The 23775-nt window shown below is 46.7% G+C and carries 27 protein-coding genes; 22 read left to right on the plus strand and 5 right to left on the minus strand.

Going from position 1 to position 23775, the window contains the following annotated elements:
* Positions 1 to 103: 103 nt before the first annotated feature.
* Together dapF and BR62_RS0104145 are read left to right on the plus strand one after the other, a co-directional pair.
* Positions 104 to 958 carry a diaminopimelate epimerase gene (dapF, locus tag BR62_RS0104140; protein ID WP_032869779.1) on the plus strand — a complete coding sequence of 285 codons (855 nt, stop codon included), beginning with the start codon at positions 104 to 106 and terminating at the stop codon, positions 956 to 958.
* A gap of 77 nt (positions 959 to 1035) precedes the next feature.
* The gene (locus tag BR62_RS0104145; protein ID WP_032869782.1) at positions 1036 to 1398 is read left to right on the plus strand and encodes a HesB/IscA family protein; all 363 of its coding nucleotides are present in this window, start codon (positions 1036 to 1038) and stop codon (positions 1396 to 1398) included.
* Positions 1399 to 1539: 141 nt separating this feature from the next.
* On the opposite strand, the gene BR62_RS0104150 is transcribed toward BR62_RS0104145, so the two are convergent.
* Positions 1540 to 2301 (minus strand): SDR family oxidoreductase, encoded by a 762-nt coding sequence (locus tag BR62_RS0104150; RefSeq protein ID WP_007408717.1) that lies wholly within the window; start codon positions 2299 to 2301, stop codon positions 1540 to 1542.
* 376 nt (positions 2302 to 2677) lie between these two features.
* Between BR62_RS0104150 and BR62_RS0104155 the strand changes: the two genes are divergently transcribed.
* The 7 genes from BR62_RS0104155 (at position 2678) to BR62_RS0104185 (ending at position 7648) form a co-directional block, all read left to right on the plus strand.
* Positions 2678 to 3217 (plus strand): GNAT family N-acetyltransferase, encoded by a 540-nt coding sequence (locus BR62_RS0104155; RefSeq protein WP_032869783.1) that lies wholly within the window; start codon positions 2678 to 2680, stop codon positions 3215 to 3217.
* A 258-nt stretch (positions 3218 to 3475) separates the two neighbouring features.
* On the plus strand, positions 3476 to 4048 hold the full coding sequence (locus BR62_RS0104160; RefSeq protein ID WP_007408715.1) for a hypothetical protein: 573 nt from the start codon (positions 3476 to 3478) through the stop codon (positions 4046 to 4048).
* Positions 4049 to 4115: 67 nt separating this feature from the next.
* Positions 4116 to 4451: an uberolysin/carnocyclin family circular bacteriocin gene (locus BR62_RS0104165; RefSeq protein ID WP_003151973.1), complete on the plus strand. Its 336-nt coding sequence runs from the start codon at positions 4116 to 4118 to the stop codon at positions 4449 to 4451.
* A gap of 82 nt (positions 4452 to 4533) precedes the next feature.
* Complete coding sequence (locus tag BR62_RS0104170; RefSeq protein WP_007408714.1) at positions 4534 to 6189, plus strand: hypothetical protein; 1656 nt, start codon at positions 4534 to 4536, stop codon at positions 6187 to 6189.
* Positions 6182 to 6886, plus strand: coding sequence for an ABC transporter ATP-binding protein (locus BR62_RS0104175; RefSeq protein WP_015418131.1), 705 nt, complete (start codon positions 6182 to 6184; stop codon positions 6884 to 6886). Before BR62_RS0104170 ends, BR62_RS0104175 begins: the two co-directional genes overlap by 8 nt.
* Positions 6883 to 7410 (plus strand): stage II sporulation protein M, encoded by a 528-nt coding sequence (locus BR62_RS0104180; RefSeq protein WP_014418785.1) that lies wholly within the window; start codon positions 6883 to 6885, stop codon positions 7408 to 7410. Before BR62_RS0104175 ends, BR62_RS0104180 begins: the two co-directional genes overlap by 4 nt.
* 16 nt (positions 7411 to 7426) lie before the next feature.
* Positions 7427 to 7648 carry a DUF5970 family protein gene (locus BR62_RS0104185; protein ID WP_003151978.1) on the plus strand — a complete coding sequence of 74 codons (222 nt, stop codon included), beginning with the start codon at positions 7427 to 7429 and terminating at the stop codon, positions 7646 to 7648.
* A gap of 62 nt (positions 7649 to 7710) precedes the next feature.
* Here the strand turns inward: BR62_RS0104185 and guaC are convergent, their stop codons facing one another.
* Positions 7711 to 8691, minus strand: coding sequence for a GMP reductase (guaC, locus tag BR62_RS0104190; RefSeq protein WP_015240502.1), 981 nt, complete (start codon positions 8689 to 8691; stop codon positions 7711 to 7713).
* Between the two features lie 216 nt (positions 8692 to 8907).
* Between guaC and BR62_RS19670 the strand changes: the two genes are divergently transcribed.
* Positions 8908 to 9051 carry a hypothetical protein gene (locus BR62_RS19670; RefSeq protein ID WP_003151982.1) on the plus strand — a complete coding sequence of 48 codons (144 nt, stop codon included), beginning with the start codon at positions 8908 to 8910 and terminating at the stop codon, positions 9049 to 9051.
* A 40-nt stretch (positions 9052 to 9091) separates the two neighbouring features.
* Here the strand turns inward: BR62_RS19670 and yumC are convergent, their stop codons facing one another.
* Positions 9092 to 10087, minus strand: coding sequence for a ferredoxin--NADP reductase 2 (gene yumC, locus BR62_RS0104195; protein WP_020956286.1), 996 nt, complete (start codon positions 10085 to 10087; stop codon positions 9092 to 9094).
* 311 nt (positions 10088 to 10398) lie between these two features.
* On the opposite strand from yumC, the gene BR62_RS0104205 reads away from it, so the two are divergent.
* The 4 genes from BR62_RS0104205 to BR62_RS0104215 all read left to right on the plus strand — a co-directional run bounded on the left by BR62_RS0104205 (position 10399) and on the right by BR62_RS0104215 (position 13049).
* Positions 10399 to 11619 carry an NAD(P)/FAD-dependent oxidoreductase gene (locus BR62_RS0104205; protein WP_012118337.1) on the plus strand — a complete coding sequence of 407 codons (1221 nt, stop codon included), beginning with the start codon at positions 10399 to 10401 and terminating at the stop codon, positions 11617 to 11619.
* Between the two features lie 173 nt (positions 11620 to 11792).
* Positions 11793 to 11918 carry a YuiA family protein gene (locus BR62_RS19470; protein ID WP_007408708.1) on the plus strand — a complete coding sequence of 42 codons (126 nt, stop codon included), beginning with the start codon at positions 11793 to 11795 and terminating at the stop codon, positions 11916 to 11918.
* A gap of 68 nt (positions 11919 to 11986) precedes the next feature.
* Positions 11987 to 12307: a YuiB family protein gene (locus tag BR62_RS0104210; RefSeq protein WP_003151989.1), complete on the plus strand. Its 321-nt coding sequence runs from the start codon at positions 11987 to 11989 to the stop codon at positions 12305 to 12307.
* A 100-nt stretch (positions 12308 to 12407) separates the two neighbouring features.
* Positions 12408 to 13049 carry a 3D domain-containing protein gene (locus BR62_RS0104215; protein ID WP_032869784.1) on the plus strand — a complete coding sequence of 214 codons (642 nt, stop codon included), beginning with the start codon at positions 12408 to 12410 and terminating at the stop codon, positions 13047 to 13049.
* Between the two features lie 29 nt (positions 13050 to 13078).
* Here BR62_RS0104215 and BR62_RS0104220 read toward each other — a convergent pair whose 3' ends face one another.
* Positions 13079 to 13555 (minus strand): divergent PAP2 family protein, encoded by a 477-nt coding sequence (locus tag BR62_RS0104220; protein WP_007408705.1) that lies wholly within the window; start codon positions 13553 to 13555, stop codon positions 13079 to 13081.
* Between the two features lie 147 nt (positions 13556 to 13702).
* On the opposite strand from BR62_RS0104220, the gene BR62_RS0104225 reads away from it, so the two are divergent.
* Both BR62_RS0104225 and BR62_RS0104230 read left to right on the plus strand, forming a co-directional pair.
* Positions 13703 to 15193, plus strand: a complete 1491-nt coding sequence (locus BR62_RS0104225; protein ID WP_007408704.1) for a leucyl aminopeptidase — start codon at positions 13703 to 13705, stop codon at positions 15191 to 15193.
* A gap of 132 nt (positions 15194 to 15325) precedes the next feature.
* The gene (locus tag BR62_RS0104230; protein ID WP_032869785.1) at positions 15326 to 16654 is read left to right on the plus strand and encodes a Na+/H+ antiporter family protein; all 1329 of its coding nucleotides are present in this window, start codon (positions 15326 to 15328) and stop codon (positions 16652 to 16654) included.
* Positions 16655 to 16700: 46 nt separating this feature from the next.
* Here BR62_RS0104230 and BR62_RS0104235 read toward each other — a convergent pair whose 3' ends face one another.
* Entirely contained in the window at positions 16701 to 17294 is a 594-nt protein-coding gene (locus BR62_RS0104235) for a biotin transporter BioY (RefSeq protein WP_007408702.1), read from the minus strand.
* Positions 17295 to 17393: 99 nt separating this feature from the next.
* Here BR62_RS0104235 and BR62_RS0104240 point away from each other — a divergent pair, with 99 nt between their 5' ends.
* The 6 genes from BR62_RS0104240 (at position 17394) to BR62_RS0104265 (ending at position 23764) form a co-directional block, all read left to right on the plus strand.
* On the plus strand, positions 17394 to 17990 hold the full coding sequence (locus BR62_RS0104240) for a sulfite oxidase-like oxidoreductase (protein ID WP_007408701.1): 597 nt from the start codon (positions 17394 to 17396) through the stop codon (positions 17988 to 17990).
* A gap of 175 nt (positions 17991 to 18165) precedes the next feature.
* The gene (locus tag BR62_RS0104245; protein WP_020956282.1) at positions 18166 to 19035 is read left to right on the plus strand and encodes an alpha/beta hydrolase; all 870 of its coding nucleotides are present in this window, start codon (positions 18166 to 18168) and stop codon (positions 19033 to 19035) included.
* Positions 19036 to 19170: 135 nt separating this feature from the next.
* The gene (locus tag BR62_RS0104250; protein ID WP_032869786.1) at positions 19171 to 19956 is read left to right on the plus strand and encodes a 2,3-dihydro-2,3-dihydroxybenzoate dehydrogenase; all 786 of its coding nucleotides are present in this window, start codon (positions 19171 to 19173) and stop codon (positions 19954 to 19956) included.
* A gap of 23 nt (positions 19957 to 19979) precedes the next feature.
* The gene (gene dhbC / locus BR62_RS0104255) at positions 19980 to 21176 is read left to right on the plus strand and encodes an isochorismate synthase DhbC (RefSeq protein WP_007408698.1); all 1197 of its coding nucleotides are present in this window, start codon (positions 19980 to 19982) and stop codon (positions 21174 to 21176) included.
* 18 nt (positions 21177 to 21194) lie between these two features.
* Positions 21195 to 22820, plus strand: a complete 1626-nt coding sequence (locus BR62_RS0104260) for a (2,3-dihydroxybenzoyl)adenylate synthase (protein ID WP_032869787.1) — start codon at positions 21195 to 21197, stop codon at positions 22818 to 22820.
* 17 nt (positions 22821 to 22837) lie between these two features.
* Positions 22838 to 23764 carry an isochorismatase gene (locus tag BR62_RS0104265; RefSeq protein WP_032869788.1) on the plus strand — a complete coding sequence of 309 codons (927 nt, stop codon included), beginning with the start codon at positions 22838 to 22840 and terminating at the stop codon, positions 23762 to 23764.
* The last annotated feature ends 11 nt before the right edge of the window (positions 23765 to 23775 follow it).

Genomic DNA, 23775 nt, shown 5'->3' on the forward strand with positions numbered 1-23775 from the left:
CATATGCAGGGAGCTTTTATGTATGAAAAACGGGGGATATTTGTATTGTGTCCGAGCAGAAGAGCTTTTATACTAAGTAAAAGAAAAAAAGTTGGAGGCCGATATGAATTCATTCCGTTTTACCAAGATGCACGGTCTTGGAAACAGTTATATATATGTAAATCAATTTGAAGAACAGCTGCCGGAAGAACGGCTGTCTGAGATTGCCGTTAAAGTGTCCAGCATTCACACGGGCATCGGCTCTGACGGAATGATCCTCATCTGTCCGTCAGAAAAAGCGCCCGTCAAAATGCGGATTTTTAATAATGACGGCTCAGAAGGGAAAAATTGCGGCAACGGCCTTCGCTGTGTGGCAAAGTACGCATACGAACATAAGCTGACAGAAGAAACGTCCTTTTTCATTGAGACGCTTTCAGGTCTTGTGAAAGCAGACATTACAGAGGACAACGGGATTGTGCGTGAAGTCGCCGTCGATATGGGCGAACCGCGCCTCACCAAAAAAGAGCTGCCGATGCTCGGCAATGAAGATGAACGGACGATCGATGAAACCTTTGTTTTTGGAGAAACGGAGCTTTCCGGAACAGCCGTATCAATGGGAAACCCCCATATTGTTTTTCCGGTTGCGGATATCAATCAAGCGCCTCTTACAACGCTCGGTCCCGTCATTGAAAAAGACCCGAAATTCCCGGAAGGCGTCAATGTCGAATTTGTGGAAACCGTCAGCGCCGATGAACTTCATTTCCGCGTATGGGAACGCGGCTCCGGCATTACACAGGCTTGCGGAACAGGCGCCTGTGCGGCGGCTGTCGCATCCGTATTGAACGGTGTTTCTGAACGAAACCGGGATATCACCGTTCATTTAGCGGGAGGCGACCTTGTGATTAATTGGCAGGACAACGGGCACGTGCTGATGACGGGACCCGCCGAAACCGTATGCAGCGGCGTCTTTTATTTGTAAACAGCTCGTTTGAGAAATACTCTCCTCAAGGTTTATAATAGATATCAGCATCCGTTTTTAAAAAAGGAGGTCTACCTATGAGTTTTCCAGTAACCATCACTGAAGCAGCGGCTTTGCATATAAAAGATATGATGAAAGAGCATGAAGAAGAAAACGCGTTTCTCCGTGTGGGCGTAAAAGGCGGCGGCTGCAGCGGCCTGTCTTACGGAATGGGATTTGAGCACGAAAAAGGCGAAAAAGACAGCATGTTTGAACAGCACGGAATCACCGTTTTGGTCGACAGCGAAAGCCTTGATATTATGACCGGCACGATCATTGACTTCAAACAGTCCATGATGGGCGGCGGTTTCACCATTGACAACCCGAATGCCATCGCTTCCTGCGGCTGCGGTTCATCTTTCCGCACGGCCAAAAACGCCGGTACGCCGGAAGAGTGCTAAGGGTCAACCCGTCATTTTTAGGATGAAAAAATATGACGTCTTTCTTTCGGTGGCGTTTGCACCATTGTTAAGAAAGGCGTTTATCTGTTTAATAAAAGGAAAACCCGCTCAACAGAAGCGGGTTTTCCTTTTTCAAAGAGGTTATTCGATTGTATGTTTCATAGCATGGTACATATTTGCCGTATGTTCATCGGCTTTATCCCGTGACATGCGCAGCCGTTCTTCTGAAGAACCATATCCGATTTCTTGTTTGCCCTCTTTCAGTCCTTTAAAAATCCCATCAGCGAATTCATCCAGCGGTTCTCCTTGAGTATGCAGCCCTGCTCCGCCTAAATCTGTATTCACCGCCGGAGGCGCAACTTCAATCACTTCTACAGATGAATCAGAAAGCTGATGTCTCAGACTCATTGTAAATGAATGAAGCGCCGCTTTCGTTGCTGAATAGATCGGTGCAATGGCAAGCGGTGTAAAAGCCAATCCCGAAGAGACGTTAATGAAAGCCGCATCTTCTTTTCCGGCAAAAAACGGAGCGAACAGCATAGACAGGTGGAAGGGAGCTTCAATGTTCGTTGTGATTTCTTTATTGAAATAGTCCCAATTGTCCTTCGCATCCGCTTTCAGCACATGAAAACGTTGTTGAATCCCCGCGTTGTTTACTAACACATTCACTTCCGGATAATTTTCTTTCACCCAATCAAACAGTGATATACGTTCAGATGGAATGCTCAAATCACTGACATATGTAATAAGATCCGGGAATGTTTCCTTTGCTTTTTGAAGAGCGTGCTCACGCCGTCCGGTCACGATGACTTTATTTCCCGCTTTTAAAAACCGTTCTGCGAAAGCCAATCCTATTCCGGCATTTCCGCCTGTAATCAGTATTGTATTTCCCGTCAGTTTCATATTAACTCCTCTTTTCCGATTGTTTTTACATTTCTTTGTCAACATTTCAGCTTTGATCCAATCAATATATTCATCCCGCAAATAGGCATGAAATAAGACAGCAGTGATTCTGTAAAATTGATTTTTAGATCATCGGGAAACCCGCCAAAACTATTCTTTCCTTGTCACAATATGATGATACGGCTTAAAGCACGGTTTAAGTCAACAAAAGAACCTTGTGCTTCCGTTTCGGTTACTCACATCAGACATAGGTCACGAAAGGAAAGGTGAACGTAAAGTCTTAGAATTTTCTTGATGCGATAAAGCGTACCGTATCATATGGGTGAGAGGCAATTAAAAAAACGTTTCTGATCAAAACAAAAGGACGGCGATGCATATGCAGGAAGGAAACAGCGTTGATATCAGGCCGCTCAGCTTGAATGATGCAGAGCAGGAACTGGTTTTGCAGACGGAAAACCGCATGTTTTTTGAACGGTTTGCCATGTCGAGACAAGAGGATTTTTATACGCTGGAAGGCCGGAAAAAACGAATTGAACAATCACTGAAGAATGCGGAAAATGATACTGAATACAGCTTCGGCATTTTTCTTCAGGATCAGACCCTGATTGGCACGATCAGCCTTTTTCAAGTGGTTCGGGGTTCCCTCCAAAGCGCTTTCATCAGTTGCTTTTTAGATGGTGAACATAACGGAAAAGGCTATGCGACGAAGGCTGTTAAGCTGGCAGTCGAATATGCATTCAATGAGCTGGAACTGCATCGGATAGAAGCCGGAGTTATGCCGAACAATAAGGCGTCAATCCGGGTGCTCGAAAAAGCTGGCTTTCATAAAGAAGGCATTGCGAGAAAAAATGTAAAAATAAATGGAAAATGGGAAGATCATCAGGTGCTGGCGATCATACATCCGGAGGATACATGACGATATCCTCCTTTTTTATATCCTGCGTCTCTTTCGACAGATTCTTCCTAAAACTTCAAATCAATTGTCTAAATCATACTATTTGCAAATTCGAAAAAAAATAAAGGGTACATAGCACCAAAAACTCTGAAAGTTGTGCTCTTTGTCAACACGTTCTAAAGTCATATTTTTCGAAAGGATATTGATTTTTTGATAGGATTAAACTAAATTGTAAAAGTATAGAATAGTTAATTTATTTTGTAAGAAAAGGATGATAATATGATAGGTCAATTGAGCAATAAAAAAATATTTTTAAGTTCTTTTTTCATCATTTTGATCTGTTCATTACTCTTCCAATTCAGTATTTCAGATAAAGTTCTGCAGTCGTATTATTCTTCCGTCGGAGAAAATACCTACGATATCGGGGAGAAAAGTGTTCGTACGATTGTCATGTTTCTGCAAGGGTTTATGATCTTCACAACTTTTGTGGAAATTCTGATAGGCGGATTTCTCTTATTCGTTGCCGCTTTTATTCTCGGTACAAAAAAACCGAAAAAAATATATTTGCTTCTATATACGCTGACTTCTTTAATCTCGGCATTTAAAATGTTGATTCTTTCAGTTGTTAACTACTTAACGGCTGATTCCTCGCTTATATATTCTGCCGGCGGCACCAGCTTGAGTCTGCAGCTGCTGGATCCATTTCTGCTCATATCAATCGCGGCTCTTTATGCTGCTGCGGGAAAACTGACCGATCTCAGTAAAGGCAAGAGAATCATTTTGACTGGATGTTTTGTTTTACTAAAACTCTTTACTATTTTCTTAAACTATTTTATGGCGGATAAAATTTAGCTCGGGAGAGAGTCAATTAAGCTGAATTTTATTATAAATTAAAAAAACAGAGTAGGGAGATGTTATGATGAACTTAGTAAAATCTAATAAAAAGTCTTTCATTTTGTTTGGCGCGGCTCTTGCTGCAGCAACATTGGTTTATGCACTATTATTAACGGGAACTGAATTAAACGTGGCGGCGGCTCATGCATTCTCAGCCAATGCTGAATTAGCTTCTACTCTCGGCATCTCTACAGCAGCAGCTAAAAAAGCAATTGATATTATTGATGCGGCATCAACAATTGCTTCTATCATTTCTCTTATCGGTATCGTTACAGGCGCAGGCGCGATTTCTTATGCAATCGTTGCAACAGCAAAAACAATGATTAAGAAATACGGCAAAAAATACGCAGCTGCTTGGTAAAATCGATCAATAAATAATTGCTCTTTTTGTACAAGCTGCAAAAAGAGCCTCTCTCCCAAATACATATGTAAGGATTGAAAGTATGATAGTCAAACAAATTGCGGCTCTTATCAAATATAATACCCTGTCATCGTTTCGAAAAAGAAAGGAAGATTGGGGCATTCCTCAACTCAACAGCAAACTGCTGTCTGCCATTATTATTTCTCTGTTATGTTTATATCTCGTTTTCCTGGGATGCGGTGTTGTATTCGGGACAAAACTGATTCAGCTGCCCCTAAGCGCATGGGGGCAATTTGTTTTAATCGCCGTTTCACTTGAGCAGCTTTTTTGGGCTGCCGGCTTCTTTAAAGAACACCACAATGCCTTTCTGCTGGATACGCGCAAGGTCATTCATCAATTAAAAAAGGTTCGTTTTTTACAGCTGTTTTCTGTTTTTGCCGGCCAGGCGATCAAAAAAACCATTTTCGTATGGTATCTTTTTGTTTTTCCGGTCTTTTTATTTTTATCAAGCGCAGGCATGACCGGGTCTGCGGCGGTCATCGTATTTTTCTTGGGCTTCGTTTATTTTCTTCTCAATTTATTTTTATCTATGCTGTTTTCTTATGTTGTTTATCTTCTTACAAATATGTGGAGCAAATTGTTTTACTTGAAAATCATGAAAGGCATTTTATTCAGCGTCAGCCTGCTGGTTCCGCTTGCAGTCGGGTATGCCGTTTATCTTCTCGTGTTTGGGGAGTATACCGCAAAGGATATTTCAAGCTTTACGGAGTCACCGGCTTTCCGGAACATCCTCATGAATACGCCGTATGTATGGTTAGCATTCCGCTCACATTCCGTGCTCGTTTTCGCTGCGGTGTTTGCGGCCGCCGTCCTTTTAACGGCGGGGATGTTTAAACTATGGTCGGCCACGCTGAAGAAAATGGACCTTATTCCTTATATGTTTTTGACAAATGCAGATTTTGCGCCAAAGCTGAAATTATATAGAAATAACAAAATATTTCATGCCGTTTTTCAAAAGGATCTGCTGTTTTTATCGAGAATTGACGGTTTTTTTATCAGGAACTTCGGCAGTATGCTGTATTTGTTCATGCTGTTTTTAGGTTTTTGTATTCCGCTTCTATCGCATCATTTTATCGGGTATTCGGCAGCCGCCATCGTGTCTGCGGCGGTTATCATTGCGAACTTTTCGTATCAGCTCGTCGGAGATGCGCTCAAAACAGTATTATCAGTTGACGGGGAAATAAAAAATCAGCATTTGTTTCACCGGAATATCAAACATGCGTGGCAGCTGGTGTTTCCGAAAGTATGTATTTATAATCTCGCCGCTCTTATCTATTCGTTCATCATCACCATTTTGATTACGGTGTTTTTTCCGTCTTCCGCTGCGCTGACGATTTACTTGTTTATTGTGTTTTTATGTTCGGGTTTTTTATACAGTCTTGTCCAGATTTCAAGCACCGCCCTGTATCCTAAGAAAAACTGGGAGCATATGTACGAAATTGGAGAAGCGGGGAAAGCAAAGACGTATAACAACTTATACGGATCTTTCATTTTCATTGTGTCGCTTCAAATCGCTGCGATCACGTCGTATTTTATCTATAAAAAGCCGGAACTTGAAACGATGCTTATTCATTCTGCATCAGGTATTTTTGTCCTGTTCACACTATTAAACTATGGAGTCATGTTTCTGTTTCTTCGCAGAATCAATATGGCGGAAAGGTTTGCGAACAATGATTAAATTAGTGAATATACAAAAAAACTATAGTGAAAAACAGGTGTTGAAAGATATTTCGTTTGAGGTGAAAAAAGGCTCAATTTATGCTTTGCTGGGGACTAATGGAGTCGGGAAAACAACGACTTTGAAAATCATTTCGGGCCTGCTTAAACCGACTTCAGGCAGCGTCATGATTGACGGTAAGGAACTGGATTCAGAAGAGGGGGGGCAAATATCGGCTGATATCGGTTTTGTGCCCGACCATGCCTTTTTATATGATTACTTAACGGGAGTCGAATACTTGCGTTTTACAGCGGAGATGTTTGAAGTACCGTCTCAGCGGACAAATGAGTATATAAAGAATATGTTAGAGACGCTGAAGCTTGCTCAAGACGGAAATCAGCTGATTAAAACATATTCACATGGAATGAAACAAAAATTATCAATTGCGGCCGCGCTCATTCATCAGCCAAAGATATTAATTCTTGACGAACCGCTGACGGGCATTGATTTAATCAGCGGTAAAACGATACGGACGTTATTAAAGGAATACGTCAAACAGGGACATACGGTCCTGTTATCGACTCACTTGCTGGAGCTGGCTCATTCGCTGTGCGATACGATCGGTATTATACATGAAGGCGTTTTTGCGGCGGAGTATCAGTCATCCGAGCATTCATTAGAAGAGATTGAAAAATTGGCTGAGAGTATTTATACATGATGAACCGCATGTTGCCGGCAATCAGGACGTCCGCCATTCCGTTAACCGCATCATTGCTGTTTTTTTCAGGCGGTGTGATCGCTGCGTTTTTTTCCGATCACTTTGTTTCAACAGCGTCTTACAACGGCTCGTCAGGCGCGGTTGAACTGCTGAAAAACAATGCAATCGCTTGTCTGTTTTTAGCCGCGGGGTTTTTTACCTTTGGGTTGACCTCAATCTTTTATTTATTCACCAACGGGTTTATTTTAAGCGGCTCTATTATAGAAAATCTGCATAGCGGAGTTCCTTTTTATCAGATTTTTTTACTGCTAATTCCTCATGGTATATTTGAAGTTCCTGCGTTATTATTAAGTGGCGCCATTGGTTTTAAGGGCGTTGAATTGGTCATCAGGCTGTGTTTTTCTAAGGAAAAAAAGATAATAGCTTCAATGTTCAGGCATATTGGAATATTGGTGCTGCTTATTATTTGTCTGCTGATCGCCGCTGCCATTATTGAAGCTTACATCACACCAATTTTTAAGTAAAAGGGGCAGAAATCATATGAGAAGTAAATTATCATTAATCGGTGTGCCGATTGTTATGATTATCGGTTATATCATTTCTTTATCCTTTGAGTGGCTGTTTCCTGTTCTTACTTTTGGGGTGGCAGGACTATATCTCTTTATATTTGCTCCGGTGCAAAATAAATTCATTCGTTACATCTTTTTGTTTATTTTTGTGATTAATCTGTTGGCCAGTGCGGCTCTTTATTTCGGTATTTAATAAAAAAATGACATTCATATTGAATGTCATTTTTTTATTTTTTTTTGCGGCTCTGCTGCGTGTTAAAATCTGTCGCCGTTGAAAATAGAGTTTTTTACGATCACGTAGTCGACATTGCGGATGGCTTCGAGTGTATTGCCGCCGGCGTAAGAGATGGAAGATTGCAGATCCTGCTCCATTTCAACCAGCGTGTCCTGTAAAGACCCTTTATGTTCGACATGCATTTTTTTGCCTTCGACGTTTTTCTTTTCGCCTTTTTGAAATTCAGAAGCGGAGCCGAAATATTCTTTGTACAGCTTTCCATCGATTTCGATCGTTTGTCCCGGTGATTCTTCGTGGCCGGCGAATAATGATCCGATCATGACCATAGATGCGCCGAATCGGATGGATTTCGCGATATCGCCGTGCGTGCGGATGCCGCCGTCAGCAATGATCGGTTTGCTCGCCGCTTTTGCGCACCAGCGAAGCGCGGCTAATTGCCATCCGCCGGTTCCGAAGCCGGTTTTAATTTTGGTGATGCAGACTTTCCCGGGGCCGATTCCCACTTTTGTCGCGTCGGCGCCCGCGCGTTCCAGCTCCCTTACGGCTTCAGGCGTCCCGACATTCCCTGCGATGACAAAGCTTTCCGGGACATGTTCTTTAATAAATTGAATCATGCTGATCACGGCATTGGAATGGCCGTGCGCGATATCAATGGTAATATAATCCGGCACAAGCTCCTGTGCTTTCAGCTCCCGGATGAATTCATAATCATTTTCCTTCACGCCGACACTGATGGAAGAAATCAGTCCGCGCACTTTCATATCCCGGACAAAAGCCAGGCGTTTTTCCGGCTCGAAGCGGTGCATGATATAAAAATACCCGTTTTCCGCGAGCCAGGCCGCGATGTTTTCATCTATTATCGTCTGCATGTTGGCCGGCACGACCGGAAGTTTAAACGTGTGTCCGCCCAATGTAACTGATGTATCACATTCAGATCGGCTGTCCACAATGCATTTTGCAGGAATCAGCTGAATATCTTCGTAATCAAATACATTTTCCATATATAACACCCCTAAAAGCGAATAATAGAATTAAATAAAATTAAAATGTTCGTCTTTTTATAATGTACTTTGTTTTGTCAGGAATGTCAAATGATTTCATGCTGCCTCATATGCGGTCAGCTTGTCATCCATTTGCAGTTTGGTTATCATAGTAGTATTGGGTGTTGTAAGACATTTGTTACGATAGATAGATTTGCAAAGAAGGGAGGGGCCGGTGTGGAACAAAAACAGCCCGGGCACAGCCCGAAAGCCCAGAAAATTCAGGACCGGATTATTTTAGGCACGATTTGGGTCGTGTCGGCGCTTGTCATTGCGCTCGTTGTCGGAACCGTCATGAATTATATTTGGATGTTTAAATAAAAAAGAGTCTGTGCCGGTATGACACAGACTCTTTTTTATATTATTTTTCAAACATGCTTGTAGAATGCATTGGCTGGACACGCGCTTTCGGGTCCATGTAGGCCTTCGCGTTGTTCACGGCTGTCGGAGCTTCGCCGAAACCGCTGGCGATCAGCTTGACTTTGCCTTCATATGTGCAGATATCTCCGGCGGCAAAGAAGCCTTCAATATTCGTTTCCATCGTGCTTTTGACGACGATGGAATTTTTCTCGATGTCAAGGCCCCAGTTTTTAATCGGGCCGAGAGAAGAAACAAAGCCGTAGTTTACGATCAGGTCATCAATTTCAATGATTTCTTTACGGTCGCCTTTCACTTCTTCGAGAACGAGCTGTTCGATCCGGTCTTCACCGACAAGTTCAGCGGGAACAAACGGTGTCAGCACGTTGACTTTAGAATTATGCAGGTTTTCGACACTGTGCTCATGCGCGCGGAATTTATCACGGCGGTGGATGATGCTGACTTCTTTCGCGATCGGCTCAAGCATGAGCGCCCAGTCAACCGCGGAATCGCCGCCGCCCAGAACGGCAACGCGTCTGCCTGCGAATTGATTGAGGTCGTCAATGAAGTAATGCAGGTTTTTGCCCTCATATTGTTCCGCTGATTCCAGCTCAAGCTTTCTCGGCTTAAATGCGCCGTTTCCCGCGGTGATAATAACCGTTTTTGAATAATGCGTTTCTGAATTCGTGACAAGCTTAAACACACCGTCCGCCTGTTTTTCAACAGATTCAACGGCCTGCTCTAAGCAGATGGTCTGATCGAACTTTGCCATTTGCTCTTTTAAATTGTTCACAAGTTCTTGGGCGCGGATTTTCGGGAATCCGGCTACATCATAAATATATTTTTCAGGGTACAGCGCGCTGAGCTGGCCGCCAAGCTGAGGCAGGCTCTCGATGATTTTGACGCTCGCCTGTCTCATTCCCCCGTAAAAAGCGGTAAACAGGCCGACCGGGCCGCCGCCGATGACCGTAATATCATAAACCTTTGAATCCTCTTGCATACCAAATTGCCTCCTAATTGAAAATTGTTATTAATTATAACATACAATTTAAAAGGATGACGAGTGCCGAAAACCGCCCGGCCGCTTCATTCTTGAAAAAAATTGCGGCCGCCGCTAATATGGGGACAAATTCCAATCTGTTTTTTCCTGAATGTTTTCTGATTCTTCCGGATAGTATGGTGATATGCAGACATGTGCGGTTTTCTAAAAAATTTTATATTTCATTTCATAAAATCCCGCCAATAAGCTGAAGCTAATACAAATGTTGATTTGATTATGCGTCTAACAGCAAAAAAAAGAAGGTGGATGTGATGGCATTGAATAAACCCAAAATCGTGGTTTTAGGTGCAGGTTATGGTGGATTAATGACAGTAACAAGGCTTCCGAAGCATATCGGGGCAAATGACGCTGACATTACTTTGGTCAATAAACACAATTATCATTATGAAACGACATGGATGCATGAAGCGAGCGCAGGAACGCTGCATCATGACCGCTGCAGATATCAAATAAAAGATGTAATCAATGAATCACGGGTCAAATTTGTGCAGGATACGGTAAAAGCGATAGATGTGCAAAATAAAAAGGTGACGCTTTCACAAGGGGACATCCCTTATGATTATCTTGTCATCGGGCTTGGCGCCGTCCCTGAAACATTCGGGATTAAAGGCTTAAAAGAATTCGCTTTTCCGATCGCGAATATTAATACGTCGCGCCAGCTGAAAGACCATATTGAGCTCCAATTTGCGACATACAATACGGAGGCCGAAAAACGCCCTGACCGCTTAACCATCGTTGTCGGCGGAGCGGGCTTTACGGGAATTGAATTTCTCGGTGAGCTTGCGAACCGCAAGCCGGAGTTATGCAGATATTATGATATAGATGAAAGTCTTGTCCGGATCGTCTGTGTCGAGGCCGCCCCGACGGTTTTGCCGGGATTTGATCCGGAGCTTGTCGATTACGCCGTTCAATACCTTGAGAGCAAAGGCGTTGAATTTAAAATCGGCACCGCGGTTCAAGAATGCCGCGCAGACGGTGTCACAGTCGGCAAGAAAGATGAAGAGCCGGAAGAAATCAAATCACAGACCGTTGTCTGGGCCGCGGGCGTGCGCGGACATCCGATCGTGGAGGAAGCGGGTTTTGAAAATATGCGCGGCCGTGTCAAGGTCAACCCTGATCTTCGGGCGCCGGGACATGATGACGTTTTTATACTCGGCGACAGCTCGCTCTTTATCAATGAAGAGACGGAACGGCCGTACCCGCCGACTGCTCAGATCGCGATGCAGCAAGGAGAAACGGTCGCCAAAAATCTGGGCGGTTTGATTAAAGGAGGCCAGCTTGAAGAGTTCAAGCCTGACATTAAAGGAACCGTTGCCTCCCTCGGTGAGCATAACGCAGTCGGAGTCGTATACGGCAGGAAGCTCAAAGGCACGCCGGCGTCCTTTATGAAAAAGGTCATTGACAACCGCTCGCTCTTTATGATCGGCGGGCTGGGCCTGACGCTGAAAAAAGGGAAGTTTAAATTCTTCTGAAAACCCGCGGCCGCGGGTTTTCTCTTCTTTTAAAAAAGAGCGCTATCAAAAGAATGTAATAGAAAAAAATGAATGTTTTCGCTTACATGAGTTATTTTGTTACATATTCTGACTTGGTGCTTGACAAGTAAATATGATATATTATCAGAAAATTAAGAAAAAGGGTGATCCGCATGAAAACGACAGCAAAAAGCACGGCGGCGTGTCCGTTCTGCTCAGGTAAAGGGTATTTTCAATTGCTTCTTGGCGGCTCCGAAACATGTCCCTCCTGCCAGGGAAGCGGCAAAGAGAGACGCTGATTTTTCCAGACGTTGACTTTTTTACCGCCCCCGAGGTACACTGAAAGTGCTGTAGGGGGTGGATGTTTGTGATTAGTTTGCCGGTTGTCCTGATCTCAATCGTACTATTTTTCGTACTGTTTTTCGGCATAGGCTTTCTGTTGAACATGCTGCTTAGAATGTCGTGGATTATGGCTGTTGTCTATCCGATTGTATGCCTTTTCATTATCAGCAATAAAAAGATGATCAGTTACGTGCAGGCGCCGGGGGAATCCTTTCAAAGCCTGTTTCAGCGTATCATGTCATTAGCGGTTGCGGATGTCGTGATTTTGGCGGGCGGACTGGCGGGAGCCATCATGTCAGGCATTGCCATAAAGGCGCTCAGAAAAAGAGGATATCAAATGTTTTAAGCCGCTTTCTTATTCGAGAAAGCTTTTTTTGTGTCGCGGCGCTTTTTGTATAGCACCCCACCGAGTTGGGAACAATGACTCGGAGGAGAGTGATTTCAGATTGACGATAATCAGACGCGTATTCATGATCGTGCTCTTTTTGGGCGCATGCCATGCGACATACTTTTCCATAACCGGTGTTGAAGCAAAGGATCTGACAAATTGGATGACGGAACATCGCGGCGGCGTTTTGAAAAACATCGGCACTCCGTTTCAATCCTTACAGAATCAGCCGGAAAAGAAGGCATCAGGCAGGAAAAAACCGCTGGAAGAAGCTTTTGACTGGGAACGCTATCCGTCACAAAAGGTGACGGCCACCGGTTATACCGCCGGAGCGGAATCTACCGGAAAATCTCCGGGTCATCCGCAGTACGGAATTACATATTCAGGCGTGAAGGTCAAACGCGATTTATATTCAACTGTTGCGGCCGATCCGTCTGTTTTCCCGATCGGGACGATTCTGTTTATACCGAATTACGGTTACGGGGTTGTCGCCGATACCGGCTCAAAAATTAAAGGCAGCCGCCTTGACCTCTACTTTGACACCGTCAAGGACGTCTATAACAATTGGGGCAAAAAAACACTTGAGGTCTACATGATTAAAAAAGGGAACGGCACAGTGACCGAGGACGAACTTGTAAAGCTGAACGAAACCAAGTCGATGCAAGTGTTCAGAAATCAATACAAAACGGTAAAAGAATAAAAACGCTTCAGCATCCGCTGAAGCGTTTTTTACATAAAGAAATAATCTAAAATCAATGTCAGCACAATACCGGTGACGCCGCCGAAGAACACTTCAATCGGCTGATGGCCGAGCAGTTCTTTCAGTTTCTTCTGTTTTTCCTTCTCTTCCGCTTTCTGAAAGTCCTTCGCTTCGCTGACAAACCGATTAAAGTCGATGACCAGTTTATTAATGACCGTCGCCTGTTCACCCGCATGCCGCCTGACACCTGTAGCGTCGAACATCGTAATGACGGCGAAAATTGCGGCGACTGCAAACAGGGGCGAGTCCAGTCCCTGTTCCAAAGCGATTCCGGTTGACAGCGCGGTGACGGCGGCGGAATGGGAGCTCGGCATGCCGCCGGTGCTCGTCACAAGAGACCAGTCAAGTTTTTTGGATACGATAAATTGAATAGGCACTTTTACAACTTGGGCAAAAATAATGGCGGCAAAACTCGCCAGTAAAGGAAAATTCATAAATACATCCATATGCAACATCCTTTCTGTATCTGCTGATTCCGATCGTATCGAAAAACTGCAGAAAACGCCCTTAGTTTGGTAAAATAAAATCAATGAAAAATGTTTTTTCATTATACCACTTTACATAACAAATACCCACATAAGGAGTGTGTACTCATGTTTTATGCATCTGATCAACTGCGGCATCCCGAAACACTGGTCATCGGTCTTTTTCAAAAAAGCACGCTGAACGGATTTACGAAGGAATTGGATGATAAATTGGACGGTCATCTGACCCAGCTGTTAAAGGATGGTGATGTGTCCGCCAAACGCAATCGTGTATCAAAAGTATACCCTCCGGCTGCGACCGGTATGAAACGTATTTATTTTATCGGCCTGGGAAGAGAAGCGGATTATTCGTTTGAAGATACGAAAGAATGCTTTGCACGAGTATTTCAGCAGGTTCATCAAGATAAAAAACAGGAAGTATCCGTTTTGCTCGATACATTCGTCTCCGGGGAAGTGCCTGCCGCCGATGCCGCTCATGCGCTTTCAGAAAGCTGTCTGCTTGCGGTTTACGAAGTGCAGGATTATAAACATAAATCAAATGAGCCGGATCAGGAACTGAAATCAGTCTGCGCCGTGACCGAAGAAGACCTGAGGGAAGTGCAGGCCGGCCTGAACGTCGGCGCGGCATACGGCCAAGGGACGAATTCAGCCCGCACACTTGTGAATATGCCGGGTAATATGCTGACGGCCACTGATTTGGCGTCATATGCCGCTGAGCTGGCGGCAAAATACGATTTCGAGTGTGAAATTTTAGAAAAAGATGAAATGGAAGAGCTCGGCATGGGCGGGCTGCTTGCTGTTAACAAGGGCTCATCCGAACCGCCGAAAATGATCGTTCTGAAGTATCAGGGCAAAGATCAGTGGGAAGACGTTATCGGCCTGGTCGGTAAAGGAATTACCTTTGATACGGGCGGATATTCAATTAAGCCGAAAACCGGCATCGTCGGCATGAAAAGCGATATGGGAGGGGCCGCCTCGGTATTAGGGGCAATGGAAATTATCGGCGAACTGCGGCCTGAACAAAACGTGCTCGCTGTCATACCGTCTACGGACAACATGATTTCGTCCGATGCGATGAAGCCGGATGACGTCATCGTTTCGCTCAGCGGAAAAACCATTGAAATCCTGAACACCGATGCGGAAGGGCGTCTCGTGCTTGCCGACGGCATCACATACGCCAAGCAGCACGGAGCCTCTGTCCTTGTAGACGTCGCAACGTTAACGGGCGGTGTCATTGTCGCCTTAGGGAACGAAATGACGGGCGCCATGACCAATCACGCCGCGTTTTATGAACAGGTGGCGGAATCGGCGAAAGAATCCGGCGAGCCGATCTGGCAGCTTCCGATTACAGAAAAGGATAAAAAACGGGTGAGAAACAGTCAGATGGCTGATTTGAACAATTCTCCGGGAAGAGAAGGCCACGCGATTATGGCGGGGGCATTCATTGGTGAATTCGCGGAAAACACGCCGTGGGTTCATCTCGATATTGCGGGAACCGCGACGGCGAATAAAGCGACATGCTTCGGCCCTGCCGGCGCAACAGGCGTCATGGCAAGGACGTTGGCTGTTTTGACTGAGCGCTTTACGCCCGAAAGATAACAGCATCCCGCTGCCTTGATGCAGCGGGTTTTTTGATTTCCAAAATCTTTAGTTGACTAAAGCGCAGAATATATGGTAACTTTAATTATCTACTACATTAGCAAACTAAAGGATTTTTGGAGGGACTCATCAATGAATGCTGTTGTTGTCGCAGTATTGCTTATGCTCGTCTTAAGCCTGCTGCGTGTCAATATTATTATAGCTTTAATTATCGGCGCGCTTGCCGGCGGGCTGACCGGCGGCTTAGGCCTAGGAGAGACGGTGAAGGCTTTTACGGACGGTCTCGGCGGAAATGCCACCGTCGCGGTCAGCTACGCGCTGCTCGGAGCATTTGCCGCGGCGCTGACAAAGACGGGGCTTCCCGATGCAATGGTGGAAGCGTCTGTCAAACTAATCGGAAAAAAGGAAGATTCGCGGAAAAAAGCACTGTCAAAAGTGTTAATCGTACTGATTATTTTAATCATATCCTGTTTCTCGCAAAACGTGGTGCCCGTTCACATTGCGTTTATTCCTGTATTGATTCCGCCGCTTTTAAAAATATTTAACGAACTTGAAATAGACCGCAGACTGATCGCGTGTGTGATGACATTCGGACTGACTGCGCCGTATATCGTTCTGCCTGTCGGATTCGGACAGATTTTCCAGGGGATGCTGAGAGATAATATGGCGGCAGCCGGTTTAAAGGTGCCGCTCAGTGATATCCCTTATGCTTTAATCATTCCGACGGCCGGGATGGTAGTCGGTTTAATTTTAGCCGTCATCGTCTTCCGGAAACCGAAGAAATATGAGACGAAGGAGATTGCCGGACTATCGTCTTCTCCTTATACGAAAAAAAGCATTGCCATCGCCTTGATCTCCATTGCCGTGTCGCTTGCCGTTCAGCTCTATCTGTCACAAGTGCTCGGAGTGGAAGGTATGATCATGGGCGCGCTTGCCGGCTTGTTTACGCTGTTTATCAGCGGAGTCATGAAGCGCAATGAAGCGGATAAGCTGATCACGGACGGCATGATTCTGATGGCTTTTATCGGGTTTGTCATGCTTGTTGCGGCCGGTTTTTCAAATGTATTGAATAAAACGGGCGATGTGGCTTCCTTGGTCAAAGCATCAACAGGCTTTATCGGCCACAGCCAATCATTGGGCGCGCTCCTGATGCTGGTGGTCGGTTTATTAATCACGATGGGAATCGGATCATCATTTGCAACCGTACCCGTTATTACGACCATATTCGTTCCGCTGTGCGCTCAGCTCGGATTCAGCCCGATGGCGACGATCGCCGTAATCGGAGCGGCCGCCGCGGTCGGTGATGCGGGTTCTCCTGCAAGTGACAGTACGCTCGGCCCGACGTCAGGCCTCAGCGCCGACGGACAGCACCACCACATTTGGGATACGTGCGTACCGACATTTATTTTCTATAACATTCCGCTTGTGATATTCGGCTGGATTGCCGCACTTGTCCTGTAAAAAAAGGCTCCCGGAAAGGGGAGCCTTTTTGTATGCTGAGAACATCTTACGCCGGGTTTCTGCTGAACCCCGTCGCTTTATGAATAGACCTGTAAACGGCAGGCGCGATTGATGCCAATAACAGTGCTAAAACGATATCTTTTATGAAAAACCATATCATGTAAAACCAGGCCATTCCGTAGCTGATCGGAGCATGAAGCCATAATTTCAGCGCAATATACGTATAGGTCGTGCCAATGATATAAATGACGGCGGTACCGATCAAAGAGGCCCATGCATAATGCAGGCGGCCGGGTTTTTTTGTTTTTTCCAGCAGCCATCCGGCTGCAAATGCCGCCGGGATATAAGCGAGAATAAATCCGCCGCTCTTTCCGATAAACGGCGCAAAGCCTGCTGAGAATTGAGCGAAAACAGGCGCCCCCGCGAGTCCGGCCAATGCGTATACCGTCATTGCAATGGCTGCCCGTCTGGCGCCGAGAAGCATCGCGGCTAACAGACAAAAGAAAGGCTGCAGCGATAACGGAATTCCCGCAACTTGCAAAAAAGGAGCCATTGATGTAATGTTGGCGCCGACGGCCATCAGTGCGGCAAACATGCCGATAAGCGCCATATCGCCCGCGCGAAGGTTGCGTTGTTTCATTTGTTTTTCCCCCTTACACTTGTACCAGATTAGCGTAATCGAAGGGTGATTGATTGTCAACAAAGATTTAACACAGGTTTACTAAATGGAGGGAGCCATATGTTTTTCGGGAAAACGAAACAAACAAAACAGTCGGAACGGATTCCGCCAAATCAAAATGTCACAACGAAGTTTCCCGTGCTTCACGCCGGAAATGTTCCTTATTATGAAGATATGTCAAAATGGAATCTGCAAGTGTACGGACTTGTTGACCGTCCTATGCTGTTAAGCTTTGAAGATATCAAATCCTTTCCTGAAGCCGAAGTGAAAAATGATATTCATTGCGTTACGGGCTGGTCCCGTCTTGATAATATCTGGCAGGGAATACGCGCCAAAGACATCGCTGAGAAAGCGGGCGTGCACAAAGAAGCGGGATTCGTCATTCTGCACGCTGAAGAGGGCTGGACGGCCAACCTGCCGCTTTCTGATTTTGCGCGGGAAACATCCCTGCTGGCATATGCGCATAACGGCGAGCCGTTAACGCCAGAGCACGGCTATCCGCTCAGAGGCGTTTTCCCCCATCTTTATTTTTGGAAAAGCGCAAAATGGCTGCGCGGCATTCAGTTCACAAAGGAAAACCACCCCGGCTTTTGGGAGAAAAACGGCTACCATATGAGGGGAGATCCATGGAAGAATGAGCGCTTTACATGGGATTAAGCCCCTATCACTATATAGTTCTTAGGTACCTTATTGAAATAAGGTGCTTTTTTTATATCAAAAATCCATTGACTTTGTTTGGCAAAAAACCTATTATTTGAGGTGTCTTTTGATATTGAAAATCATTATCAATAAGCATAGATAAAGCAATTGCCGCAAAGGGGATGAACACATAATGGACGGAAAACAAATAAAGCGGGGTTTCGCGCCGGCCGGCCGATACGCGGTTCCGGGCACAGAAGTAAGAGAAATGCGCTCAAAAGGAGGCCGTATGTATCGTATCTTTGTCTCTTTTCCTCAGGAAGAACCGCCTGCATCCGGCTTCCCCGTCATATACCTGCTCGATGCGAATTCCGTATTCGGCACAATGGCCGAAGCTTTGCGGGTGCAAAGCCGACGGCCTGAAAAAACAGGCGTTGTTCCGGCGGTGATTGTCGGAATCGGCTACCCGACAGATCAGCCGTTTTCCGCCGAACGTCACAGTGATTTTACGATGCCGCTTTCTGAATCAGAACTGCCGGTGCATCCGCGCGGCGCGGCATGGCCCGAACAGGGAGGGGCGGAAGCGTTTCTGAGTTTTATAGAAGAAGAAGTAAAGCCCGCGATGGAGCGGGATTATCCGATCGACAGAGGCAGGCAGACGATTTTCGGCCATTCGCTGGGCGGTCTTTTTGTGCTGCAAGTGCTTTTGATGAGGCCGGACATGTTCCAGACCTATGTTGCCGGGAGTCCGTCAATTCACTGGAACAAGCGTTTTATTCAGGAAAAAGCGGAACGTTTGTCAGACCGGCTCTCTGCGGAAAATCTTCAAGTCAGCGTATTGCTGGCTGCGGGAGAAATTGAAAAAACACATAAAAGCAGAATCCCGCAGCACGCAGAGGCGCTGTACTCTTTATTATCCGGATTTGAAGATGATGGAGTCCGTGCTGAATACAGCGAGTTTGAAGGAGAGGGCCATATTTCTGTCCTGCCCGTTTTAATCAGCAGGGCCCTGCGTTTCTGCCTGAATCCGGGAGGACCGCATACCCCGTATTCTCCCGCATGAGAAAAAACAGGCCCTTCGAACTAAATGCGGCTGATTCTAATTTTCTAATTGACTGCGTGTTTTGATTTGGATATGATTGTCTTGAATCATAGTTGATAATGATAATCATTATCAATATAGAAAGGGAATGATAATATGGACGCATTGGGAATGAAAGGGAAAACGGCCGTTGTCACCGGCGCCGCTCAAGGCATCGGAGAAGCAACAGCGCTTGCCCTTGCTGAACAAGGCGTAAATGTGGCAGCTATAGATACAAATCAAGACTTGCTTCTCGGGCTTACTGACAGACTTCGGAAAAAAGGCGTGCAGGCGCAGGGGTTTGCCGCAGATGTATCTGACAGTGCGGCTGTCAATGATATCATCGCCGCCGTTGAACGCGACATGGGACCTATTGAAATATTGGCGAACGTTGCGGGCGTGCTGCGGCCGGGTCCGGTGCAATCCCTCAGTGATGAAGATTGGGATCAAACATTTTCTGTTAATACGACCGGCGTATTTCATGTGTCACGGGCTGTAAGCCGATACATGATTGAGCGTCAAAAAGGCGCCATCGTTACGGTCGGTTCGAATGCAGCCGGCGTTCCGCGTGCTTCCATGTCGGCTTATGCGGCGTCAAAAGCGGCTGCCGTCATGTTTACGAAATGCCTCGGACTGGAGCTTGCGGCCCATCATATCCGCTGCAACATCGTATCTCCGGGTTCAACGGAAACCGACATGCAGCGGGCGCTGTGGCAGGACGGGAACGGAGCCCGGGACGTCATCAGAGGTTCGCTTGATACATATAAAACGGGAATTCCGCTTCAAAAGCTGGCGAAGCCTTCTGATATTGCAAATGCCGTTTTGTTTCTGGCTTCTGAACAGGCAAACCATATTACGATGCATGATTTATGCGTTGATGGCGGCGCTACTTTAGGCGTTTGATGTAACGAGAAGGAGGGACAAACATGACAAATCAACATTTATTGGCGGAAGTGTCTGCAAAAGAGGTGCTGGACGCTTACAAGCCCGGGGCGTTCTTTTTAGCTTCCCCGAAAAGTACGATGCTTGCGGAAGGAATGTTTGCGGAAGTGCCTGATACAGACGCGGAAAATCAGCTGGATTCACTGCCTGAACGCGTGAGACAGACGCTTCTTGAGGCAAAGCAAGCCGGCATCAAACATCCGATTGCGGCCGGCGCCATTCCTTTTGACGGCAGAAAAGCTTCCCGGCTTTTTGTACCGAAGAATGTCCATACGGCAGGCCCGCTTTCGTTTGCGGAATCTTCCGCAGAAAAGCCGCAATCCAATACATATGACATCCGTCCCGTTCCGGAGCCTGAGGGCTTTATGAGCGGTGTGGAACAAGGCGTATTCAGCATTACGGACGGTCCGCTCAGCAAAATCGTGCTGTCAAGGACGCTTCATCTGACCGCTGAAAAGGATATCGACATTCCACAGGCCGTCAAGCATTTGGCGCAGCACAACCCGCGCGGCTATACATTCGCTGCGGATGTGACGGGAACGTCAGAAACAAGAAAAACGCTTTTCGGCGCAAGTCCTGAACTGCTGCTGTCCAAAAACGGAACATCGATTCTGTCCAATCCGCTGGCAGGTTCCAGACCTCGCAGCACAGATCCCGCCGAGGATCAGAGAAGAGCGGAAGAACTGCTGCAATCAGCAAAAGATCTGCATGAACATGCCGTAGTCGTGGCCGCCGTGGCCGCCGCCCTTAAACCGTTCTGCCGTGTGCTTGATGTGCCGGAAAAACCGTCACTCATTAAAACTGAGGCGATGTGGCACCTGTCCACCGAGGTAAAGGGAGAGCTGCGTGATCCGTCAACGACATCACTTGAGCTGGCCATCGCCCTGCATCCGACACCCGCGGTATGCGGAACGCCGACGGATGCGGCGAGAGAAGCGATTCAGGATATTGAGCCGTTTGACCGCAATTTCTACACGGGAATGGCGGGCTGGTGTGATGCTGAGGGTGACGGAGAATGGATTATCGCACTCCGCTGCGCCGAAGCGGAAACAAGGTCTCTCCGGCTCTTTGCGGGTGCCGGGATTGTCGCCGGATCAAAGCCGCAGGATGAATTGGACGAGACCTCGGCCAAATTCCGCACCATGCTCCGGGCGATGGGGCTTTACCAAGATGAGTTGTAAAAAAGGAGGGAACGGATCGTGCTGACTGGATTTTCGCCATGGCCGGAAGAATGGGCTGACAAATACCGAAAAGACGGCTGCTGGAAGGGTGAGACGTTCGGAGGAATGCTGAAAGAGCGCGCGGCTTTATACGGAAATCAAACTGCCGTGACGTGTAAAGATGTACATTGGACCTACAAAGAATTAGATGAAAGGGCAGATTGTTTAGCGGCGGGGCTGCATAAGCTCGGAATTCAAAAGGAAGACCGCGTTGTCGTTCAGCTGCCGAATATCGCTGAGTTTTTTGAAGTGATTTTCGCGCTGTTCCGGCTGGGAGCGCTGCCCGTTTTCGCGCTGCCTTCTCATAGAAGCAGTGAGATTACGTATTTCTGCGAGTTTGCAGAGGCGAAAGCATACATCATTCCTGATATGCATTCAGGTTTTGATTACAGGGCGCTTGCCAGACAGGTGAAAGACAAACTTCCGGATTTGGCGCATGTCATTGTGGCCGGCGAAGCTGAAGAGTTTCAAGAACTGAGCAGCCTGCATAGAGAGCCTGTTCAGCTGGAAGATATAAGCCCGGCGGAAGTCGCCTTTTTACAGCTTTCAGGAGGCAGTACGGGGCTGTCCAAGCTGATTCCGCGAACACACGACGATTACATATACAGTTTGCGCATCAGTGCGGAAATATGCGGCTTGGATCATCACAGCGTTTATTTGGCCGCTCTGCCGACAGCGCATAATTATCCGCTCAGCTCGCCAGGTGTGCTGGGAACTTTATATGCCGGGGGCCGGGTTGTTCTGTCACCGACGCCGAGTCCGGATGACTGCTTCCCGTTAATTGAAAAAGAACGTGTCACGATTACAGCGCTCGTCCCGCCGCTTGCGATGGTGTGGATGGACGCATCCGGTTCGCGAAGTGATGATTTATCAAGCCTTCAAGTGCTGCAGGTGGGAGGCGCCAAATTCAGTGCTGAGGCGGCCCGCCGCGTGAAGAGCGCTTTCGGATGCACCCTTCAGCAGGTTTTCGGAATGGCGGAAGGATTGGTGAATTATACGAGACTGGATGATCCTGAAGAGATCATTGTCAATACGCAAGGCAGACCGATGTCCCCTTTTGATGAGGTAAGGGTTTTAGACGATGACGGGCGGGATGTCGCCCCCGGTGAAGCGGGACATTTGTTTACACGCGGCCCTTACACGATTCGCGGATATTATAAAGCGCCTGAACATAATGAAAGATCATTCACAGCCGACGGATTTTATCAGACCGGCGATATCGTCAAACTGACGGCGGACGGCTATATCATCGTCGAAGGACGTGCGAAAGATCAAATCAATCGGGGCGGTGAAAAAATAGCCGCTGAGGAGGTGGAAAATCACCTTCTTGCGCATCCTGCCGTTCATGATGCGGCCATGGTTTCAATGCCGGATGATTTTCTCGGGGAGCGTTCCTGTGTGTTCGTCATCCCGAAAGGAGAAGCGCCGAAACCGGGAGAGCTGAAAGCATTTTTGCGTGAGCGCGGACTGGCGGCATATAAAATCCCCGACCGGATTGAATTTATCGCTTCTTTTCCGAAAACCGGCGTCGGCAAGGTCAGTAAAAAGGATCTTCGCGAAACGATCGCCCAAAAAGTAAAGCCGGCTGAAATCAAACAATCTTAAAAAAGGAAGTGTTTACATTGGCTATACCGTCTATTCCCGCATATGCGCTGCCGACAGCGTCAGATATGCCTGAAAATAAAGTATCGTGGACGCTGAATCCGAAACGCGCGGTGCTTCTGATCCATGACATGCAGAATTATTTCGTCGATGCTTTTGCGAAAGGTGAAGCTCCGATCACAGAGGCGTCTCAGAATATCAAAAAAATAAAAGAGCAATGCAAAGCACTCGGCATTCCGGTGGTGTATACCGCACAGCCGGGCAGCCAAGACCCGGCGGACCGTGCGCTGCTGACGGATTTTTGGGGGCCGGGGCTAAAAAGCGGGCCTTATGAAGAAAAGGTCATTCCGGAGCTTGCCCCGGATGATCAGGACATTGTCCTCACAAAGTGGAGATACAGCGCGTTTAAACGGACGAATCTCCTTGAGATCATGCGTGAAAGCGGCAGAGACCAGCTCATGATTACGGGAATTTATGCACACATCGGCTGTCTCGTCACAGCCTGTGAAGCATTTATGGATGATATCCAAAGCTTCTTTATCGGAGACGCCGTTGCTGATTTTTCTTCAGAAAAACATAAGATGGCCATCGAATATGCGTCTCAGCGCTGCGCTTACACAGCTTTGACAAACGAAGTGCTGGAGCTGCTGGGCGGCGCGCCGGTTTCTGGAGGAGAAGAGAAGGTTTCCGCCGTATTGACAAAAGACCGGGTGCGGGAACAAATTGCGGCGATTCTTCAAGAATCACCGTCTGATATTTCGGATCATGAAGACCTGCTGGACAGAGGTCTTGACTCCGTCAGAATCATGAGCCTTGTCGAACAATGGCGCCGTGACGGAGCTGAAGTGACGTTTGTGGAACTGGCGGAGAACCCGACGCTGGAAGAGTGGTGGAGACTTCTTTCTTCCCGATCTCAAAAAGTCTTGCCGAACGCAGATTATTTATAAAGGGAGAGAAT

This window comes from Bacillus sp. UNC69MF, from assembly GCF_000746035.1.
GTDB lineage: Bacteria > Bacillota > Bacilli > Bacillales > Bacillaceae > Bacillus > Bacillus velezensis.